Origin of the sequence: Bradyrhizobium sp. Ghvi (assembly GCF_900115265.1) — a bacterium.
Lineage (GTDB): Bacteria > Pseudomonadota > Alphaproteobacteria > Rhizobiales > Xanthobacteraceae > Bradyrhizobium.
Genome location: NZ_FOVU01000023.1, coordinates 1 through 16,217, shown reverse-complemented (window position 1 = coordinate 16,217; position 16,217 = coordinate 1). Strand labels below are relative to the sequence as shown.

Genomic DNA, 16,217 nt, shown 5'->3' with positions numbered 1-16,217 from the left:
GACTTCTCAGATGGGCTTGAATGGTTTCGTGCACCGCCCTGTGGTCGTGCCAGCCGCCGGCAAAGCTAAAGGTCTGGCGTGCCGCTCGACCGGCCGTCCGAAATGATTCAAGCATCAATCCGCTAGGAGTTTCTTCCTTTGGGCGCGCCGCCCAAGAAAATTCCGCTCGCAATCGTGCCCATCTACCGTCCTAATCCTATGATTATTGAGATGTTTTTCGGTCTAGTTGTATTGAGGTCGTGATGGGTATTTCCGAGCAAATCTTCGATGCCGCTGTTGCTCCGCGCCAACGCAGCGTGTTTCTCGAAAGCCAAATTGCTGAATTAGGTGTCCTGCGAAGCCGATTAGCCCAGGCTCAGCTGCGACGGCCGCGATTAGGGCCCGGTCGTTCACCTTCCAATAGATTAGGTCGGCGGCGTCGGTGTAGGTAACTTTCCGCGCAACCAGCCGACTTGCGATCTGCCCCCCATAGCGCCAAGCTGTGGCAATGAGTCGGGGGGATTCATGCAGCGGAAGCCGTTTGAGAGCATGTCTCTCGAAGAGCTTTGGCGACTTCACACGGTCGTCAATGAGATTCTCGCTGCGAGACTCGTCGCCAAGAAGGAAGAGCTTGAACGGCGATTAGGGCTACTCAACCGAGAAGACAAAACTCCCCATTAAGGTCGTTGCAGTCGGCCCGCCGGTTCACGCTGGCAGGTTGTCCGGGCGCCCGAAACGGCAGCGCTACAGCCAGTCCATTCGCTCTGGTCATCGAGCGTCATCTGAAGCTAAGCGTCTGGCGCCGCTTCTGCCGCGTAGATCAGCCAAGATGGCCTCACGAGCCAGCCGTAGTGATCGCACCTGTTCAGAATACTTTTTCAGCGCTTCTTCCAGCACTTCGATCTCTCGTATCGCTTGTTCGATCGGTGCACGACGTTCTGCTCCTTGGGTCGCGTGGCTGCGAGCAGGCCTTCTCTTCTTGATCATTGAAGCCCCCTTTAGGCGGCGACGGGTTCGCGGAGCACGAACGCCGGCCGATCCAGCACATTCAAACAGCGGGAAAAAGTGGTAGTTCCTAACTGGCCCCGCCGACTTTGCGCTCAGGAGCGAACACAACAAATATTGGTTGGAGGGCTGCAGATAAAGCCGCCGCCTGTCGGGTCCGCATTACGGTGAAGGCATGGCCTCCCATGCAATGGCAAGCGTGTTCCTCCGCTTACGACCCGAAAACGAGGAGCCGCCGGTTGTCGGGCGGGACGCGAACTGGGGTGTTAGTATCAATCCGGCGGGCGCGCTTAGTTGAGGCAGATAAAAAGGTGCGCGATCATCGACAGCCGGCCGTCCAGCACCGACTCCGAGCGAAACCACCTCGTTGCAATTTGGGCAGTCCAGAGTCTACACGTGCTCCATCGCGTCTTTTAGCCTCCATGCTCGCCCTCTTATTAGAGCAGGAGCTGGGCACGCGCGGTGGCGGATATATCAGATGTTGGGTCCCGATGATTTCAGTGGAAGCGTACGGCGCAAGGTGAACTAAGGCCGCCTCGGTTGGCCATTCTCACAATTCCCGCCCTATGGCCGAATGGCTGCGGTTCTTGACCTTGATCCAATACTTCTGCCGGCCGCCGCGGTACGGGCGATCGCGATGCTTGGAAACTAATCCTTCGAGACCCATGCGGCGGGCAGCTCGGAATAGATCCGGCCCGATCTCGCCGCGCTCGAAAGGCGCCGCAGCGATCCCGTCGGGCCGGCGGGCCAGTAGCTGCTCCAGATTGGTCTTACGCACGTGAAGGGGCACTGATCGCAGGTCGTCGCTACCCATCACGAGGATATCGAAGGCATATAGCTGCACCTCATGGTCGTGTTGCCGGCTGTGCAGCGCGTTAAAGTCGCTGATGCCGTCCACCCCAAGGATCACGGCCTCGCCATCTATCACAAACCTTTTTTGCCGGTTCTTCAGCGCGGCCTCAGCAATCCAGGGATAACGCTTCGTCCGGTCTGTGCCATTGCGCGAGAGCAGGCGTACGCGCCCGTTCTCCCGGACAACCAGCATCCGGTAGCCATCAGCTTTACTTCGTGAATCCAGTCCGGCCCGTCGGGCACCTGCTTGCCAGCGGTAGCCAGGCACAGCTCGTACGCGATACGCATGAAAGCGGAGATATGCACTCACACGTGAATTTGCGAATCCGGTTCGCGAACAAGGTGCGGGAACGCAATTCGCGGCGACTGAAGGCCCGTTGCGATTTTGCCGGCGGATCTCGCCAACACCGGTCGAAACGGTCCGGAAACACGATTACGGCGCAGACGACATGAAGTTGAAGCCGGAAGGGCGAATGATTGCCTCCATCTCAAGGGACGGAGAGACGTCTATGACCAACTGTCGAAACGCCCGCGCTCTTGCTTTCACCGCCGCGCTGCTCATGGCTGCCCTCGCGTTTGTCCCGCGCCCGGTCAGCTCCGATCTCGGCGCCGGTTGGAAATGCAGTCACAACGTTCTCATGACGAGCTGCCGACTGGCTCAGCAATGACCGATCAGCACCCGCCATAGCTGCACGGCCGAAGAGACTCATCGAGCGAGTTTCATTGCTTCAGCTTCTCGTCTCGATCGATCTACGTAAACGCCAATTGGCCGTCGACGCCGAGCATCACTGCCTCGCCGTCGACGATGAACCGCTGCTCGCGATTACGCAGCGCGGACTGCACGATGCACGGAAATCGATCGGTCGAGTTGTGGCCGTTCGTTGTGGCCGTTCTTCGTGATCAGCCGCACGTTTCGGCAACTCCGCTCGACGCGCAGCCGATAGCCGTCGTACTTGATCTCATGGAACCAGTTGGGGCCATCGGGTACGGCTTTGGCGCTGGTGGGCAGGCAGAATTCGAACACGCGGGACATGGATGCGAGATAGTCATGCGGCCGCAAATATGCGAATCTTGCGCGTGATTTGACGTCGCTCGCGGTCTGGTAGGTGAGCTGGACGCTATAGGTCGGCTTCGAGGGAGCGCTTTTACTGTCTCAGGGCTGCAGGAGTGATAGGAGCCTTTGGCGATCCCGATCACGGTGCCGCTGGCATTCACGCAGGCGTTCCAGCTCCGCCTCCGCGTTCGCAGTGTTTTCACCTTGCCGCTTCAATTCCAAAACCAGCCGCTCCTGTTCTGCGAGCTGACGCTCTCCTGCGACCACATCCCGTTCAACGCGGCTCAATTCATCGTAGATCGAGATCCTGTCCATCAAAGCGCTCCACGAAGTGCAACGAGCGGTAGTCAACGCTCGGCCCATTCGAGGAGTTGCTAAGGGTCCATATGGCCTCCGCAATCTTCTGCCGGCGCCGGATTTTCTAGTGCTGTGTCGGTTCTTCCTCGATCTCCTGATCATGCAGCTGATCACCTCGGCGAGATCGCGCATATCAAGCATTTTGCCGCAGACCGGACAGTGGAGAAGGGCTCGCGCTCGTCACGGGCGGTCCAGCCAACTGGCTTGCCACCCATCAGGCCACGCCGCGCACGGGTAGGGCGAGCTGCAGGTCAAAGCGGCGCGTGGCGTTGGCGTTGATGAAGTCCTGCAGCGCCGGCGAAATCTCCACGCGGGCCTGAGCAGCCCGCTCCGCCAGCGCGTCGGCAACGTCCGAGGTCGCGTCGCGCGACCAGCCCTCGACCGGATTGAAGCACACGATTCGCAAGGGGTAGGCGTATTGGCCGGAGAGGATATCCCGAAGAACACTCTCGAGATCGGTATCGGCCTCGTCGGTCTCGCGCCAGGCGCAGCCGGCGCGCGCCGAAATCCTCAAGCACCAAGTAGATGTCCCGGTCGAGGCGATCGGCCGGCACGATAGATGGCGAGGAACGCATCACGGATACTCCACTGACCGACCAGAGCTTAGAATCAGCGAGTAGAGAAGCGAGTCGGCGTGGAAGGTTCCGAAGGACAGGCGCGGCCCGGCTGCAGGGGCTTGGGGGGATATCGGCCGGGGGCCGCGACGCCGGCTCGGCGGCGAGCCAGAACCGGCCTTCGATTCCAAAGTTCCTATTTGGCGAGCAGCTTCTCAGGCGGTGAAGTGAGCTTCACGAAGGTGCCGCTCTCACGCAGCTCAAGCCAGCCCTTGTCGATCGCGCCCTGCAGCCCGGTTGCGAATTCCGCGCCCGTGGCCTTGCAGCCGGTCTTCGACAGAAACGGCGCGTTGATCTTCTCGATGTGGATGCGGCCGTCGATCGGTACGACGCCGGCGGCGAGCTCGAGCAACTTGCGCGCGGCGGCGTCCGGATCGGCGTAGGGCGGGCCTCGACGTGCTTCATGTGTCACGCCTGACCCAGCTTGTCGCGTTCGGCGCGCGCGGTGGCTTCAGCCTGTTCGCGGCTTAAACGACCGTTGATGCTGCGCCGGCCGGGATTGTCATCGAAATAGAAATAGGTCGAGAGGCGCACCTCGATGCTCTCTTCGTGCGGGATGATGCGGATGAGGAATGGGTTTGTCGTGATCGCCGCGTTATCGCACGTGAACGCAGCAAGAACAAATTGGCTTTCGGACGTGTGTAGCAAAGCGTGTATCAGTCAATCAGACCGACTTCTAATTATCTTTTTTTCTGTGCTGTTTTTGCGCGTTCGGCGCCGTGGCGCTCCCTAGCAGAGCCAGCTGGTCACTCTGATGTGGATGGGGGCGGAGCTTCTTGAAGGAAGGCGGCTGCGTTGTTCAGCTCAAGAGGCGATCTTCTGCTCAGCTTCAAGGACGCGTCCGCGAAGTGCTTCCAACTCCGCAATTTGAGCAGCGAGCGCTTCGAAGCGGTGCCGAAGAACAGCGGCAGCGGCATCCGCTCGACCGCCGCGATTGCCCGCCTCGGGCAAGTTGGCCCATTCGAATGGAGCGACCGATCGCATTGAGGATGGGGAATTCTGGAAATGGATATCAGTCATGGCCGGACCTTCCGCGTGCGCCGGGAAAGGAGTAGGAGGGCCGCACCGGGCTTTGTAGCGAGACCACAATTAAATCACATGCAGATCAAAAAAAATAACGGATTTAATCCAAAATTAATCACGAATTATAACGCGAGCTCTGTCGTTCCTTTTTATCCGTCCCTTCCAGTCTGCTCTCCGACCGAGCTGTTTAAGCCGCTCCTCAAGGTCGCTCTTTGCTGCGATCAGCTTGACCGTTAGGATCTGATCCACGTCGGTGTGCAGCGCCCACAGCTCATCGATGGACATCGCGTCAAGGTGATCTCGATCCATGTCGCCCGGTCCCTGCAGATTACCCTTAAAGATGCGTGCCTGGGCAGATGCCCCTATTGAGACTCCAAGCTCAGGCCCGTGCACCTCAATTAAAGTTCCAATATTGAATTATTAAATAAGACATAAATAGTCAATTTTATTAACGAGAGCGGCAGAGAACGTCGCTCCCGAGGGCTCGGAAACGCGCCGCTCACAAGACGAGGCCGGCATCGCCGCACGGGCGGTGACCTGCCACTGAGTATTTCCTCCAGAAGTAGTTAGAGTCCGGCCTGAAGAAGGACGGACAGATGAAGCGAGCAAGGTTTACGGAAGAGCAGATTATCGCGTTGTTGAAGGAGCATGAGGCCGGGGCGAAGACGGCCGATCTGGCTCGCAGGCACCGGATCTCCGAAGCGACGATCTACAACTGGAAGGCCAAATTCGGCGGCATGGATGTCTCCGAGGCCAAGCGGCTGAGAACCCTGGAGGAGGAGAACGCGAAGCTGAAGAAGCTTCTTGCCGAGCAGATGCTCGATGCAGCCGCCCTTCGCGAGCTCCTTTCAAAAAAATGGTAGGGCCCGCCGCCAAGCGCGCTGCTGTCGCGCATCTGCAGGCCGTCATGAGCCTGTCGGAACGGCGGGCCTGCTCCGCATCCTCAACATCGTCGACGACGTCACCAAGGAATGTCTGGGCGCCATTCCGGAGACATCGATCTCGGGGCGGCGCGTGGCCCTCGAACTGACGGCGATCGTCGAGCGGCGCGGCAAGCCAGGAATGATCGTGTCCGACCATGGCACCGAGTTCACCTGCAACGCCATGCTCGCCTGGTGCAAGGACGCAGCCATCGACTGGCACTTCATCGCACCAGGAAAGCCGATGCAGAACGGCTTTGTCGAGAGCTTCAATGGCCGAATGCGCGACGAACTGCTCAACGAGACCCTGTTCTTCGAACTTGACGATGCTCGTGCCAAGATCGCGAACTGGGTTGCCGACTACAATCTCCAGCGGCCTCACTCGTCGCTGAAATACCTGACCCCGGCGGCCTATGCCGCCCACCTCATCGCAACGGACGACCGGCAGCGCAACCCCGACCAGCTCCGCCGATCGTCCGTTGCTCCACCCGCGCCACTTGGCGTACAAAACCCCGAGACTCTAACCGCCACCGGATGAAAACTCAGTGGCAGGTCAGCGGCCTGAGACTTCTGCGGCTATGCTGGTTGCCACCTCGACTAAGAAGTTGAGTGGTTTCAGTGCCGAGAAATTGGGTTGCATGAATCTTCTCGTTGTGACGATCGATCACGGCCGCGACGAGCGCCTCCTTGCTAGGGAAATATTGATAGAGCGAGCCAACGCTGACGCCGGCGACCTCGGCAATTATTGGTGAGCCCGGTACTGTCCAAGTTGATTTTCCGCACGTCCCCGGCAGCCTCAGTTGGCGGCGCCTGCGCTCGAATATGTGATCCGGCTCGCTGCTATGTCCGGAATCGAACAATCATGCGTCCATGGCCAGGTTATGATCAATCTCGCGATAATACCTTTTGGATCGGAGATATTGACGTGGCGATGGGTAAGGTGAAGTGGTTCAACACGACGAAAGGCTATGGCTTCATTCAACCTGATGACGGCAGCTCAGATGTCTTCGTGCACATCAGCGCCGTCGAGAAAGCCGGCTACACGGGCTTGGCTGAAGGCGCGCGGATCAGCTACGAGCTGAGGGCAGGCCGGTCCGGTAAAATGTCGGCGGAGGATCTGCGGATCGGCTGACGGGAAGAGCGCGTCCATTGCCGATCCAAGCCGCAACACAAGTTGCCTGAGAAACGTGAACGGATTGGAACTAAGGGCTTCGCGACGCGTCGAATCCATGCCCCCGGCTCCCCAAAAGCCCCGCCGGGGAAAATCTACCCCCTAGGTTGGCGGTCCAAATGCGCAGCAAAGCGCAAGGACCGTTAGCGCCCGAAGGAGGGAGCAATGAGCAATCGCCCATCGGAGCGTACGAGGCCGGCCGCGGCCGAGCGGGAAGCGCGAAAGGTGTTTCGAGACACAGGTGCCAAGGTGCCGGCCTCGGAGTATGAGCGCGACCAACAGGCGTTCTATGCGAACCGGGAGCGCCTGAAGGCGGAGCGGCTGGCTCGCGAGGCGGCCGTCGAACACAAGCCCAAGTCCTGATCGTTGCGTCCGCAGCGAAGCTAGTCTCGTCTCCGCTGCAGCGAGTGCTCGAGAAAGAAACGCAGCATCTCCCTCGTCGCATCCGGTCCGTCCGAATCGGTGTAGGAGCCGGCAGGGCTGCCTCCTGACCATGCGTGTCCGGCTCCGTGGATTTCCCAGTGCTCGAGGATTCCGCGCCCGCCGGCGTCGGCGTGGACCGTGCGGGTGTAGGCATGTCCTCCAGGTACCCGCCCGCGATGCACCTTTATCTTCGTGCGGGATCCGCCGATCGATTGTCGTACGATCCGAGCGCCGTTCTTGGAATGCACCGTGGCGTCGCGATCGCCGTGAAAGACGATTGTCGGCACGGGCGGGCCGTCGCTCGGCGGTGCCTCAGGCCCGCCGCCTTGCTTCATGGCCATCAGCGCGGAGGGAAGGTCGCTGGCTACTCCGCAAGCCAGTCCGGAATGAATGCCGATCGCTGCGTACAGATCGCCGTACGTCGATCCCATGATGGCCGCGGCCGCGGCCCCGGCGGACAGTCCGGCGACGTAGACGCGTTCCGGATTGACCGAATAGTCGCGCATGATCTGGCGGGTGATGCCGGCGATGAGCGCGGGCTCGCCGGTGCCGCGCTGCTGGTCGGCCGGCCGAAACCAATTCCAGCATTTCGCCTGGTTTGCTTCCGCCCGCTGCGCGGGATAGGCAACGAAGCAGGTCTGTTCTTCGGCGATGAAGTTCATGCGCGTGCCGGCGGCAAAATCCTCCGGTGACTGCGTACAGCCGTGGAGCATGATCACCAGCGGAATGGGCTGTCCGTGATAGCCGCTCGGGATGAACAGCCGGTAGGCGCGGCTTCCCGCGGCATTTGCGTAGACGCCTTCGACGAACTTGGCGCCGTCCGGCACGATGTCCGCCATGGAAGGCGGCGCACGCCGCAGGGCGCCTCCCAGCCCGAGCCCGTGGAGGTGTTTGGCGATATCCACTGCCGGCTGGGCCGCCCGACGCGGACGCCTCGTCTCGGCGGCGTTCGCCTTGGCGTCGATGGTCTGCGGCTCTCTTCCTGCAGCAAGGGCGGGCTGGCCACTCATCGGTGCGGTAGCGTCCCGCTCTTTTTCGCCCCGAAGCATGCGCTGAAGCAGCGAGGTGGCTTCGACGAGTTGGCCCGAGCGTGTGAGGCGTGTAGCTTCGCGAATGATGTCTTGGTTCAGCATGACCTTACCTCGTCCTGTCGGCGAGAGCGGACTTGACCGCCGGACTGGCGTGCAGGGCCCCCAGCACAGAGACCGATGCAATCGTCGCGCGGGCCAGCTCGGGCGTGACGTCCTGCGCGATAGTGGCAAGGCCAAGAACATTGATGTGCAGCATCTCGCCCGCCCGCCGCGTCGCCTCGAGATCTTCGCGGCTGTAGTTTCGCAAGCCCAGGTCCAAGCTCTTTCGCGCCGTGGATTGCTTGACCACATCAGCGTGGCGTTCGAGCTGGTTGCGGATCGCGGTCCTGATGAAATCCGTGCGGTTCGAGTAGAAGCCTTCCTGCACCATCAAATCGACCTGACCGAGATCGACAAAGCCAAGATTGATCGTGATTTTTTCCGTGTCGGACGGCTTTGGTCGAATTTCGTGAACGTTGCCCGGCATCGCTCTACCATCCACATAGCATCCATTTGGATGGTATATGGATGGAGCGTTGGGGGGTCAAGGGCGCGTGCCCGCAACGCGTGATATACGGACCGCCGCGATATCCTGGATCCGCCTTTGCGAACCGGCGCTCGGGGCGATTCATCAAATTTTGGTGGGACACGCGGAACCTCGCATGGTCCGCAATCAGCACGACATCCCCGAGCCAGCGCGCATGGAGCGGTTGTGCCGGAGATTTAGCGGCCTGCGACAGGACAAGCACCATCGCCGACCTCGGGCGATGGCTGAAGGCGTCGCGATCATTCCAGACCCGCTTTTTGCCGGAGCTGGTCGATCATCTCAGACGCCTCCGCCTTCGTCAGATCCTAGTGGCTTGTGGGCCTGCTCGGCGAGAGTTTTTAGATAGGATTGCTGCGCGCCGGTCATTGGGTCATTTCCGGAAACCCAGTCTTTAGGGTCCTTTTCAGTGTTGTCGGCCATGCTGATCTCCTTTTCCGACCAACAATACACTTGAGCTTTTGTTCCTTATTTGTTCTACTTCGGTGGGGCCGCGCTATTGCCGCGGGTGTCGCATTTTCGCCTCGGCAGGTGTCCGGCTAGGTGACACAAAACCTTGGCATGGTGCAGGGGCACAGGGGAATTGCCATTCCCACCAGGGGCTGGAAATCCGCCGCCCGCGCAAAGATGCAAACGGGCGGCGTTTTTATTGGAGTGCTCATCCGCCTCGCACGCGAGAGCGCTCGGGGGCCGGACGGCCCTGATGGGTTGATGAGGTAAGGCTGGCGAGCAGGTGATTTGGCAAATGCTGCGGCATTTGCTCTGTGATCGCGGAAGCTAATGCAACACCAAAGGTGCGCGATAGATCTCGTCGCCCTTGTCATTCCGTACGATGATGAAGTTCCTATCGCTGAGCAGGCTCGGTTTCTCCGATACGAGCCTATGCGCCAATAGGTCGCCGTCACGCCGGGCTTCTGTGTCGTTCATGCACTCGTGACCAGTGATGTCACACGCTGCAAGCTCACCAATCAAATCGAAACGATACTTCGGCATGCACGCGTAATCGCCATCGCAATTCAATCGTTCCTAAAGAGACTTTAGCCCTCGCTCTGCAGTGCAGAACTACAAGCTGGTGTCACCCACCCGTCAGAAGGAGATGCCGATGCCGATTGCCGGAATGGAGGGTGGCTGAAGAGGCGGCAGCGAAGAAACTAGCGGCAAGTCGCAACGTAAGTCGGCTTAAGGCTCCAGGTGCCCTAGCTTGTTCAATGGCGTTGCAGAACGCCTAAGCGGCAAGATCGAACGCTGCGATTACGGCGCGCACGTCATCAGCGAGCTCGTGATAGTATTGGCCCGCCCTCTGGTACAGGCCAATCGCTCCGCCGCGCACTATCGATTTTACGGCCGGACATTGCAGTCGAGTTGGCCGTACTGCACGATGATTCATTTTTCGACCGTGACTAGGCGAATTCAAAGCATCCCTTTCTCGCCGTAGCAATTCGCATGAGGTCTTCTGTCGTCCGCGGACCCACGCCCGTAAAGGTCACGCGGCATGCTTTCGAGCTTGCCGCTGTGGCTATCCGCATCAAATCTTCCGTGGTTCGTGGCCCGCCCTTGATCGTGAAGCCGCCGCCAGCCGTAGCTATTCGCATCAGATCTTCAGTTGTTCGATGTCAAGCGACATTGATTGTCCTCCCCGCAAGAGCGGCAGGATTCCGCAACCGGAGGGCGAGCGCAAGGCCCTCAGTCGTTCGGCCTCGACCGCCAGCCGTATTCCAGATGCGGAATCGTGGCGGTGACGTCGACGTCATTGCCGGCCGATAGGCGCCAGGCTGCCAGCCCGAAGCACAAAGTCAAGGTGAGGGCGACGGCAAGCAGGAGCATTGAGACGAAGTGGCTCACTCTATGGCTCACCATTTTAAAACTTCAGGACGAGAGCGAGCACACCTCGCCGATTCGGAAAATGCAGACGCGCTGACCTAGCTCAAGATTTCACCAGGTTTGCAAAGCCGCTCGTCCCTCCGCGGTAATTCGATATTCAGTATCGCCGGAGGGCAGTGAGATAGCCTCGACCAATCGCAGCTCTAGGAGCCGGGCGACGAGTTCGTGATCAAAGAGCGGAGTGCTGGTTCACGGCTCTGAAGTCAATTGGCTCAGGAAGGCGCGCTCGACTCGGCGGTTGCCTCTTCGTAGGACAAATCGAGTAGCGCGGCTATCGTTCCGCTTCGGAAACGAACGAAAAGCCATCATGAGGGTCCGAGGGCGCTGATCAGCCCGATCGTAATGGGGACCAACCCTACGACCGTCCACAGGGCCGGCGAGCTGGAGCCCACGCCAGCAATAAGGATCCAGACACCGAAGCTCACAATGATTGCAGAAATGGCGTAAGCGAGTGTTTTGTCCATCGTCGACCCACAAGCCAGCAGGATCGATTGCGCCTGTAGGACGCGCCCCCGGGTAATATGTTCCTAACGCGCCGAAGCGCCCCGGAAGAGAGGATGGACTAGCCTCAGTGCAACACCCGCGCGGCCCGGGCGAGCCGGACCTTTTCTCGCAACTCCTCGAGCTCTTGAAGCATTTTCACGAGATCGGGCAACGCTTGTGCCCGCTTCAAAATTTGGATCCTTTGTCCCATCGCTAGACGCTCCATGGTCGACGGCGAGCGTCATCAAGGCGCAGATGGGCAAATATTCCCCTACAGGCGGAATTGCATTTTTAACAAATCAGCTGAGCATGTTGGTCGGCCTCACAACCAGAACGACACACATCCTAGCTCTGGGTGTTCGCGGCATGCATCCGAGGCAACTCGCCGAAGCAGAAGCAAAAGATTGGGGGAGCGAAATGGGACTAGCCGGAATAATGAACCTGCCGTGCTTCACGCCGCGGATGTATCCCGCCACATGCGCTTTTCCATCTCTCAGATCGCAATCAACAGCACCTTCACCGATTCGGGCGCGTCACCTACTCGATAACCTCGTCAGCTCGCGCCAGAATAATTGGCGAAATGTTCAGGCCAATCGCGTTTGCGGTCTTGAGATTGATCACGAACTCAATTCTGGTGGGTTGCTCGACTGGAATTTCCCCAGCCTTGGTGCCGCGAAGTATCTTGTCAACGAGATCTGCAGCACGTCGATACATGTCAGGAACGTTTGGACCGTAGGAGAAGAGCCCTCCGGCACTAACACTGTCGCGTTCGCCAAAGACCGTTGGTGCGCGCGCGGTAAGCGCCTGACTGACGATGCGAAAACGCCCAGTGTTAACTAGAGGATCGGAGCATACATACAGCGCATCGTATCGGTCCTTGAATGATGTGAACACAGCGTCGATGTCATCGACTGCGGCAATCTTGAAGAGAGTGGCTGCCATTCCGAGCTTGATGGCAGCGCCTTCGACCTCCTGCAGCTCAAGCATCGGACCGGGAGCAAGCCGATTGGCCATAATTCCCAGCCGGGATAGGCCATGGAGAACTTCGCGCGACAACTCCACGCGCTTGCCCGCAAGGTCGGGTCCGAGGTAAGACAGGCCGGTGGCATTGCCGCCGGGATGGGCAAGGCTACTGACGATGCCTGTTGCGGCCGGATCAGTCGCTATCGCGAACACGATAGGGATTTCAGGTGCCGCCTGTTTGACGGCCAGTACCGGCCCAGTACCCGCGGTCACGACGAGATCCACTCTGAGCTTTGCAAACTCGGCTGCGATTTCGGAATATCGCTCCGTCCGGCCCTCGGCCCATCGATATTCGATTAAGATCGTCTGGTTCTCGAACCAGCCAAGCTCGTGCATGCGCCGGACGAAGGCGCCAACGCGGGGGTGTTGGTCTGCGAGGCTGGAAATGCCAAGGAAACCAATCAAAGGCATCGCTCGCCTTTGCCCACGCGCAGCAAGCGACCATAATGCGGTGCTACCGAGAATACCAAGAGCGCTACGTCGTCTCATGGGCGATTGCGATCAATCCGAAGCTGCAGTTTATACACACGGTCTCATTTCCGATAGGAAAAAAGAAGGAGTGGTTGCCGGAAGCCCGTTCCGCGTCAATCGCGTCGGCTAGGCCGGGCGGCTACGACTTCCAGTTTGGCTTCCCTGTGTGGACGCTTCTCAGCCACAGGGGGGCCAACTTTTGCACGATTAGCCGGAGTGGCAGGCCGCGCTGGAGGCGCTGCTGCTAGCGACCCTTTACCCCACGCGGCTCCTCGGCGACAGCGGCTATGGCTCGGCCGAGATGCTCGGCTGGTTGGTTTACGAGCACGGGATCGAGCCGCACGTGACCGTGTTCGACAAGTCGGCCCGCGCGGACGGGACCTTTTCGCGCGAGGACTTCACCTACGACCACACTAGCGACGTCTATACCTGCCCCGGTGGCAAGATGCTGACCACAACCGGAACACTGGTGAACGATGGCGCAGCGATGCTCTACCGCGCGAGCAGGCACGATTGCACCGACTGCGCCTTGAAGGTTCGCTGCTGCCCCAAGGACTTCGTCCGCAAAGTGTCTCGCTCGATCTATGAGGGCACTCGCAACCTGGCGCGCGAGATAGCACGATCATGGGAGGGGCGTACTTCGCGTCGATTACGAAAGAAGATCGAGATGCTGTTCGCGCACCTCAAGCGCATTCTCAAGCTCGACCGTTTACGATTGCGAGGCCCAAACGGCGCACGCGACGAGTTCACTCTCGCAGCCACCCCGCAGAACCTCCGGAAGATAGCCAAGCTGATCGCGATGCCTGTCGCAAGGCCAGCATAGGACCACCTCGATCTCGTCCCGGTTCAACGATTACAGCGGAATACTGCCGGCCTTTTTCAACGGAATCGGCCTGTGGCTGACGTTAGCCCAAAGCGCGCGGATGGAGATGCGTCCCAGAATAGATCGGGCTCCAGCGTATGGGGCGCCCTGAGCGCGGGCATCGTCTTGCGTTAAATCAAAGGCGGCCCAATCAGGATCCACTATGGTGTGGAGCCAACAAAGCACTACGTCGCAGAGACTAGTCGTGCCCCGAAGGGTCACCGACTCAACGAGGATCAGGCGCTAAAAAGCCTCAAAAAAGTTCCAATGTCGGAACCTAATTTTCGGGGGTCTTCTCCTGAAGGGAGCAAGATATGAAACTGTCTAGTGATGCGCTGGCGCAGATGTCCATCGACCAGCTTTGGGATCTCTACCGCCAGACCGAGGCCATACTCCCAGCCAAACTCGCGGCGAAACAAAAGACGCTAGAGGAGCGGTTGGCTAAGCTCGGCCGCGCCGTTGCGCCGAATACCGTCCGCGCCCAACGGCGCTATCCCAAGGTTCTTCCAAAGTATCGAAACCCGTCAAATAGATCGGAGACTTGGGCCGGGCGCGGTAAGCAGCCTCGCTGGGTAACAAACCTGTTGAAGTCCGGAAAACGGATCGATGACTTACGTATCGACCGGGCCGCGATGTAGCCGGTTCAGTGCTGGCGTCTCATTTCGGCTTTTCTAACTTGCATTCGGAGTGCTTGCACTTCGCTCCAGAGTTTTTCGAGGTCGGGGATTGATGCGCGCTTTCGTTTCAGCCTTTCAAGCTCAGCAGCCAGGATTAGTAGGTCCGGCGTAACACGCTTCTGCTTCTTTGAAGCCCGGACCTTTCGTCCCATCTGGGAACAACTCCGCACGCACTACTCGGCCTCCCCGCACCGTAGCAAGTATTGCGCCGTGTCGGATGTATGGTGGATGAACGAGAGATCGTTCCAGCTCGGCCCTATGGATCACTCCCCAAGTGCAGCCGCGCCGGGCGCCTGCCATGTCGTCTGTGCTATGTTGCTTGCCGGGCATTGAACGACGGCAGGGTGCTTGATAGGTCGAGATCGCGGTACGACATACTGCGCGTAATTGTGATCCGCGAGAAAGCGAGCGACGAAGGCTTCTGACCCATCTGAGAAGTTGCGCCAGGTCTGCGGAGGTCCGCTCATCACGGCTGAGCGGACCAGATTTGTTCAACCTGAGTTCTGCGCATTTTGACGCAAAGGCGACCTGCTTTTAGATCGGCAACTGCTTCTTCAAATGAAGGTAATCCGCATTGAAGTCGCCTAATTTTTGTAACTCGCGCCATTTTAGAACCACCAGTTCGCCGTCATGAAATTCCATGGTGCCGGAGGCGCGCAGCTGATGAAGTGTCCGATTGACAGTGGCGAGAGCCATAGCGAGGGTTTCGGCGAGCTGAACCAAGGTTAGCGGGATTGAGCACTTGTTCCCCCTGTTAAGTCCGGAAACACGTGCGCGATAGAACAACTCGCAGAAGAGGTGGGCCATTCTCGTCTGTTTTGCCCTCGCACTGTTGTTAGTTATGGCTTCCCGGAAGATTGCGGCATCCACCAGCGTCTCCCTCCAGATCGCGATGCCTAACGAGGGACGCCGCGCAAAGGCTTTCAGTATCTGCTTGTGCGGGATCGATGCGACGGTTGCTGGGCCAAGCGCGCACAGCGCGTGGTCCATTCTGTCGATGAAGAGCCCTTGAGAGTCTGGCAGATCGCCGGACATGTGGAACGAAAGGTATTGTCGGCGCCCACCCTCCAGAAGGTGATAGCGGGCGAGCATCCCGGATACTACCAGCACCGCGACCTCTGGACGATCTCCCTGTCGGACAAAATCCTGGTCTGCCGCAAGCTCACGGGTCGTAATCGAAAAGCTGCGGATTTCGTCGATGTCATCGTCGGCCAGCCGGGAGTGCTCCCTTAAATTGCGGACCAACATCTGTTGGGGACTATCCAAGCAAACTCCCAAAAATCATATCGTCGCATCATTTGGTACGTCGAGCCGATTTAACTCGCCTAAGCTATGATTGCTTGGATGGTTCCAATTTCCAACTCGGAATTGTGAAGGTTTAATTCGATGGAACGAATTTCTGTCCTGAAAAGATTGGTGGACGCTCTAACCGTTACGAGGACTAGTCAGCATCCGTCGTTGACAGCAAGAGCAGTTCCTATGTCGGACGGCGAGTTAGCTCGTGCGATGCGTGAGTTGACGCTTACAAAGAGATCAAAGCGCCTGAAGGCATCAGCCAAGGCGCAGACCGTGGCAGTCCGGCATTCGTTAGAGGAAGATGGGCACGCCATCGCACAATCGCAGGAGCTGATCTACAAAACTGTTCGAATATTGCGCGATCCTGCGCCGGATACATTCCTTGGCCGCAAAACCTGCGAACCCTTCCCGAGCGAAGACGATAAGTAGCCCTTTAGTCCTGATCGCAACGATGCCTTCTCACTGGAGTTTCCATGCCGCAGCGTTCGGCTATCCCCGTTTTTCAAAAGGTG

Annotated in this window: 18 protein-coding genes and 4 pseudogenes; 6 read left to right on the top strand and 16 right to left on the bottom strand. The window is 59.0% G+C overall.

Annotated features, from left to right (window positions below):
* Positions 1 to 747: 747 nt before the first annotated feature.
* The 8 genes and pseudogenes from BM374_RS38275 to BM374_RS38270 all read right to left on the bottom strand — a co-directional run bounded on the left by BM374_RS38275 (position 748) and on the right by BM374_RS38270 (position 4,881).
* On the bottom strand, positions 748 to 966 hold the full coding sequence (locus BM374_RS38275; protein ID WP_143270337.1) for a hypothetical protein: 219 nt from the start codon (positions 964 to 966) through the stop codon (positions 748 to 750).
* Between the two features lie 568 nt (positions 967 to 1,534).
* Positions 1,535 to 2,029 (bottom strand): ATP-dependent DNA ligase, encoded by a 495-nt coding sequence (locus BM374_RS36225; RefSeq protein ID WP_349510022.1) that lies wholly within the window; start codon positions 2,027 to 2,029, stop codon positions 1,535 to 1,537.
* 630 nt (positions 2,030 to 2,659) lie between these two features.
* A complete protein-coding gene (locus BM374_RS36215) occupies positions 2,660 to 2,869 on the bottom strand; it encodes a DNA ligase-like domain-containing protein (RefSeq protein ID WP_177248783.1) in 210 nt (69 codons plus the stop codon).
* 120 nt (positions 2,870 to 2,989) lie between these two features.
* Positions 2,990 to 3,205 (bottom strand): hypothetical protein, encoded by a 216-nt coding sequence (locus BM374_RS36210; protein ID WP_092303621.1) that lies wholly within the window; start codon positions 3,203 to 3,205, stop codon positions 2,990 to 2,992.
* A 256-nt stretch (positions 3,206 to 3,461) separates the two neighbouring features.
* A pseudogene (locus BM374_RS36205) lies at positions 3,462 to 3,822 on the bottom strand (hypothetical protein).
* 175 nt (positions 3,823 to 3,997) lie between these two features.
* Positions 3,998 to 4,273, bottom strand: a complete 276-nt coding sequence (locus BM374_RS36200) for a hypothetical protein (protein ID WP_092303577.1) — start codon at positions 4,271 to 4,273, stop codon at positions 3,998 to 4,000.
* Positions 4,270 to 4,395: a hypothetical protein gene (locus tag BM374_RS40060; RefSeq protein WP_283807111.1), complete on the bottom strand. Its 126-nt coding sequence runs from the start codon at positions 4,393 to 4,395 to the stop codon at positions 4,270 to 4,272. Before BM374_RS40060 ends, BM374_RS36200 begins: the two co-directional genes overlap by 4 nt.
* Positions 4,396 to 4,665: 270 nt before the next feature.
* Positions 4,666 to 4,881 (bottom strand): hypothetical protein, encoded by a 216-nt coding sequence (locus BM374_RS38270; RefSeq protein WP_143270336.1) that lies wholly within the window; start codon positions 4,879 to 4,881, stop codon positions 4,666 to 4,668.
* Between the two features lie 599 nt (positions 4,882 to 5,480).
* Here BM374_RS38270 and BM374_RS36180 point away from each other — a divergent pair.
* Positions 5,481 to 6,342 (top strand): annotated as a pseudogene (locus tag BM374_RS36180) (integrase core domain-containing protein).
* Positions 6,343 to 6,445: 103 nt separating this feature from the next.
* Here the strand turns inward: BM374_RS36180 and BM374_RS36175 are convergent.
* Positions 6,446 to 6,547 (bottom strand): annotated as a pseudogene (locus tag BM374_RS36175) (TetR/AcrR family transcriptional regulator); the annotation flags it as partial.
* Between the two features lie 182 nt (positions 6,548 to 6,729).
* Between BM374_RS36175 and BM374_RS36170 the strand changes: the two are divergent.
* Both BM374_RS36170 and BM374_RS36165 read left to right on the top strand, forming a co-directional pair.
* The gene (locus BM374_RS36170; protein WP_210188625.1) at positions 6,730 to 6,936 is read left to right on the top strand and encodes a cold-shock protein; all 207 of its coding nucleotides are present in this window, start codon (positions 6,730 to 6,732) and stop codon (positions 6,934 to 6,936) included.
* Between the two features lie 204 nt (positions 6,937 to 7,140).
* A complete protein-coding gene (locus BM374_RS36165; protein WP_092303567.1) occupies positions 7,141 to 7,338 on the top strand; it encodes a hypothetical protein in 198 nt (65 codons plus the stop codon).
* 20 nt (positions 7,339 to 7,358) lie between these two features.
* Here the strand turns inward: BM374_RS36165 and BM374_RS36160 are convergent, their stop codons facing one another.
* From BM374_RS36160 to BM374_RS36130, 6 genes and pseudogenes are all read right to left on the bottom strand, one after another.
* On the bottom strand, positions 7,359 to 8,531 hold the full coding sequence (locus tag BM374_RS36160) for an extracellular catalytic domain type 1 short-chain-length polyhydroxyalkanoate depolymerase (RefSeq protein ID WP_092303565.1): 1,173 nt from the start codon (positions 8,529 to 8,531) through the stop codon (positions 7,359 to 7,361).
* A 4-nt stretch (positions 8,532 to 8,535) separates the two neighbouring features.
* Complete coding sequence (locus tag BM374_RS36155) at positions 8,536 to 8,955, bottom strand: ribbon-helix-helix domain-containing protein (protein WP_092303563.1); 420 nt, start codon at positions 8,953 to 8,955, stop codon at positions 8,536 to 8,538.
* Positions 8,956 to 9,254: 299 nt separating this feature from the next.
* Positions 9,255 to 9,435 (bottom strand): annotated as a pseudogene (locus BM374_RS36150) (DUF3072 domain-containing protein).
* Between the two features lie 354 nt (positions 9,436 to 9,789).
* Positions 9,790 to 10,005, bottom strand: a complete 216-nt coding sequence (locus BM374_RS40405; RefSeq protein WP_092303561.1) for a DUF6894 family protein — start codon at positions 10,003 to 10,005, stop codon at positions 9,790 to 9,792.
* A gap of 690 nt (positions 10,006 to 10,695) precedes the next feature.
* Positions 10,696 to 10,854, bottom strand: coding sequence for a hypothetical protein (locus BM374_RS36140; RefSeq protein ID WP_244552834.1), 159 nt, complete (start codon positions 10,852 to 10,854; stop codon positions 10,696 to 10,698).
* A gap of 1,059 nt (positions 10,855 to 11,913) precedes the next feature.
* Positions 11,914 to 12,810 (bottom strand): ABC transporter substrate-binding protein, encoded by an 897-nt coding sequence (locus BM374_RS36130; RefSeq protein WP_177248782.1) that lies wholly within the window; start codon positions 12,808 to 12,810, stop codon positions 11,914 to 11,916.
* 289 nt (positions 12,811 to 13,099) lie between these two features.
* Between BM374_RS36130 and BM374_RS36125 the strand changes: the two genes are divergently transcribed.
* Both BM374_RS36125 and BM374_RS36120 read left to right on the top strand, forming a co-directional pair.
* Complete coding sequence (locus BM374_RS36125; protein WP_283807112.1) at positions 13,100 to 13,693, top strand: transposase; 594 nt, start codon at positions 13,100 to 13,102, stop codon at positions 13,691 to 13,693.
* 353 nt (positions 13,694 to 14,046) lie between these two features.
* Positions 14,047 to 14,370, top strand: a complete 324-nt coding sequence (locus BM374_RS36120; protein ID WP_092303557.1) for an H-NS histone family protein — start codon at positions 14,047 to 14,049, stop codon at positions 14,368 to 14,370.
* 573 nt (positions 14,371 to 14,943) lie between these two features.
* Here BM374_RS36120 and BM374_RS36115 read toward each other — a convergent pair.
* Positions 14,944 to 15,657, bottom strand: a complete 714-nt coding sequence (locus BM374_RS36115) for a Crp/Fnr family transcriptional regulator (protein ID WP_092303555.1) — start codon at positions 15,655 to 15,657, stop codon at positions 14,944 to 14,946.
* A 231-nt stretch (positions 15,658 to 15,888) separates the two neighbouring features.
* Here BM374_RS36115 and BM374_RS36110 point away from each other — a divergent pair, with 231 nt between their 5' ends.
* Positions 15,889 to 16,134, top strand: coding sequence for a hypothetical protein (locus BM374_RS36110; RefSeq protein ID WP_092303553.1), 246 nt, complete (start codon positions 15,889 to 15,891; stop codon positions 16,132 to 16,134).
* The last annotated feature ends 83 nt before the right edge of the window (positions 16,135 to 16,217 follow it).

Excerpts from the sequence above, each read along its gene's own strand:
- BM374_RS38275 (WP_143270337.1), bottom strand. The coding sequence starts at position 966 with ATGATCAAGAAGAGAAGGCCTGCTCGCAGCCACGCGACCCAAGGAGCA.
- BM374_RS36225 (WP_349510022.1), bottom strand. The coding sequence starts at position 2,029 with ATGCTGGTTGTCCGGGAGAACGGGCGCGTACGCCTGCTCTCGCGCAAT.
- BM374_RS36215 (WP_177248783.1), bottom strand. The coding sequence starts at position 2,869 with ATGTCCCGCGTGTTCGAATTCTGCCTGCCCACCAGCGCCAAAGCCGTA.
- BM374_RS36210 (WP_092303621.1), bottom strand. The coding sequence starts at position 3,205 with ATGGACAGGATCTCGATCTACGATGAATTGAGCCGCGTTGAACGGGAT.
- BM374_RS38270 (WP_143270336.1), bottom strand. The coding sequence starts at position 4,881 with ATGACTGATATCCATTTCCAGAATTCCCCATCCTCAATGCGATCGGTC.
- BM374_RS36165 (WP_092303567.1), top strand. The coding sequence starts at position 7,141 with ATGAGCAATCGCCCATCGGAGCGTACGAGGCCGGCCGCGGCCGAGCGG.
- BM374_RS36160 (WP_092303565.1), bottom strand. The coding sequence starts at position 8,531 with ATGCTGAACCAAGACATCATTCGCGAAGCTACACGCCTCACACGCTCG.
- BM374_RS36155 (WP_092303563.1), bottom strand. The coding sequence starts at position 8,955 with ATGCCGGGCAACGTTCACGAAATTCGACCAAAGCCGTCCGACACGGAA.
- BM374_RS40405 (WP_092303561.1), bottom strand. The coding sequence starts at position 10,005 with ATGCCGAAGTATCGTTTCGATTTGATTGGTGAGCTTGCAGCGTGTGAC.
- BM374_RS36130 (WP_177248782.1), bottom strand. The coding sequence starts at position 12,810 with ATGCCTTTGATTGGTTTCCTTGGCATTTCCAGCCTCGCAGACCAACAC.
- BM374_RS36120 (WP_092303557.1), top strand. The coding sequence starts at position 14,047 with ATGAAACTGTCTAGTGATGCGCTGGCGCAGATGTCCATCGACCAGCTT.
- BM374_RS36115 (WP_092303555.1), bottom strand. The coding sequence starts at position 15,657 with ATGTTGGTCCGCAATTTAAGGGAGCACTCCCGGCTGGCCGACGATGAC.
- BM374_RS36110 (WP_092303553.1), top strand. The coding sequence starts at position 15,889 with ATGTCGGACGGCGAGTTAGCTCGTGCGATGCGTGAGTTGACGCTTACA.